Annotated in this window: 3 protein-coding genes; 2 read left to right on the top strand and 1 reads right to left on the bottom strand. The window is 56.9% G+C overall.

Annotated elements, in window-relative coordinates; genetic code table 11:
- A partial coding sequence (locus ENZ75_RS34790; RefSeq protein ID WP_206617140.1) for a hypothetical protein occupies positions 1–252 on the top strand: 252 nt, incomplete at its 5' end.
- Positions 253–380: 128 nt separating this feature from the next.
- Entirely contained in the window at positions 381–851 is a 471-nt protein-coding gene (locus tag ENZ75_RS30780; RefSeq protein ID WP_024505385.1) for a MucR family transcriptional regulator, read from the top strand.
- Between the two features lie 228 nt (positions 852–1,079).
- Here the strand turns inward: ENZ75_RS30780 and ENZ75_RS30775 are convergent, their stop codons facing one another.
- The gene (locus tag ENZ75_RS30775; RefSeq protein WP_008874821.1) at positions 1,080–1,292 is read right to left on the bottom strand and encodes a cold-shock protein; all 213 of its coding nucleotides are present in this window, start codon (positions 1,290–1,292) and stop codon (positions 1,080–1,082) included.
- Between the last annotated feature and the right edge of the window lie 475 nt (positions 1,293–1,767).

The raw sequence follows: 1,767 nt of genomic DNA, 5'->3' as shown, positions 1-1,767 counted from the left end.
AGGCTGCAAAGTGCAATCACCAGCGCTGATAAGCGGCAAGTGAAGAATGTATCGCTCGGGCAACTCCTGTGTTGTGCACGGTTGCCCCGCGAGGTGAACTGTAGCAGCTTGGCAGCTCAGCGTTCACGAAAGGAGAAAAGATTTGGGGCCAAGCAAAGACCGGCTTTTTTGATTGTCTTGCTGTATCGCTATGGTGGGGCGGGCGCGACCGCTCCCATAATTCAATACGCTGCCTTTAGCGATGGACGATGACGGGATGCGTCGCCGAGACTTCAATGGTGGAGGAGCAGCGCACCCGTCGATCCATTTGCTTTCAGCGGCAACCGCCACTATGAAGCGACACTTCGCCCAACTGTGTTTCAAGCTGCCCGGAGAAGTTTATGACAGAAGAACCCCACAAGACCGACATCCTCATCGAGCTCACTGCCGATGTTGTATCAGCCTACGTCTCCAACAACCCCGTCCCGGCGGGGGAGCTTCCTGCCCTGATCGCCCAAGTGCACGGGGCTCTAAACGGCACGGCTGGACTCATACCGGCAGAAGAGCCTGTGCCTGTAAAAAAACCTGCTGTCCCGATCAAAAAGTCGATCGAACCGGACTACATCATTAGCCTTGAAGACGGCAAGAAATTCAAATCGCTAAAGCGCCATCTGGCGACGCACTATGGTCTGACCCCAGACGAATATCGCGCCAAATGGGGTCTGCCGTCGGATTATCCCATGGTGGCGCCGAATTACGCCGCTGCGCGCTCCGCCTTGGCCAAGACCATGGGACTCGGCCGCAAACCGAAAGAGCCGGAAGCCCCAGCCACGGCGCCGGCGAAACGGACCCGCAAGAAGGTCGCAGCCTAAATCCGTATCAACAGTCGTTCGGACGCGCAGCAGCCGTTGGCCCAATCTGCGCGGAATCAAAGGGCGGGGATGAGCCCCGCCTTTCCCGTCCAAGAGCCTCATTTCCAGAGTAATTCATGATGGCTCCAGCAATCCCTGCCGCGGCATTAACTTGCATGCTCCGGCCCGGGTTTCGAGCCGTCAATGCGTTCCGGCGATGACGAACCTTGCCAAGGCTTTCCCGGACCGTTAGCCAGCCTTGCTGAGGCTGCCTGCAGAGGACTTTCCCGTGCGGCGATCCTGTTCCACCTCGTAGTTGATCTTCTGGCCCTCATTAAGGGTCGACAGGCCCGCTCGTTCAACAGCGGAAATGTGGACAAAGACATCCTGACCGCCGTTGTCAGGCTGAATAAAACCAAAACCCTTCGTGCTGTTGAACCACTTCACCGTTCCAGTCGCCATATCCATTCCTTTGTAATAAGTCGCAACTTAGGCAGGCCATTCACGCCAGCCTGATTTGTACACGAGACTTTAGGCGCATCAAAATCGGAAAATTGCAAGGCCCACTCGATCGCCTGATCTCCAGCAGCAACTGCAACATATGCGAGGCGCGTGCCAGACGAGGCGTATGCCAGACGTTTCGTCGTGCGCTGTCGCTCGAACGTTGACAGAAACAATGACACACCTTGCAAACTCGGCACATCTTGTGGACGTGCTCGGGTCGCTTCTCGACTGCGATACCCGCTCCTGACCGGGTATCGTCGGCCAAAATGAGAGTTTTTGTCATGTGCCGCCAGACCGAAAGATCAGGCGCGCAGCGACCTGCACATTCAAACCGGAACCCGCGAACCTCGATTAGCTTCTGCCTGCTCCGAAGGGCGGTAGCCTGCTCTGAGGCGGGCCACTGTCGGGTTGAAAACCAACTGTCGGGTTCGGA

This window comes from Mesorhizobium sp. M7A.F.Ca.CA.002.04.1.1 (assembly GCF_004022805.1).
Taxonomy (GTDB): domain Bacteria; phylum Pseudomonadota; class Alphaproteobacteria; order Rhizobiales; family Rhizobiaceae; genus Mesorhizobium; species Mesorhizobium ciceri.
This window is presented reverse-complemented; position numbering and strand designations above follow the sequence as displayed.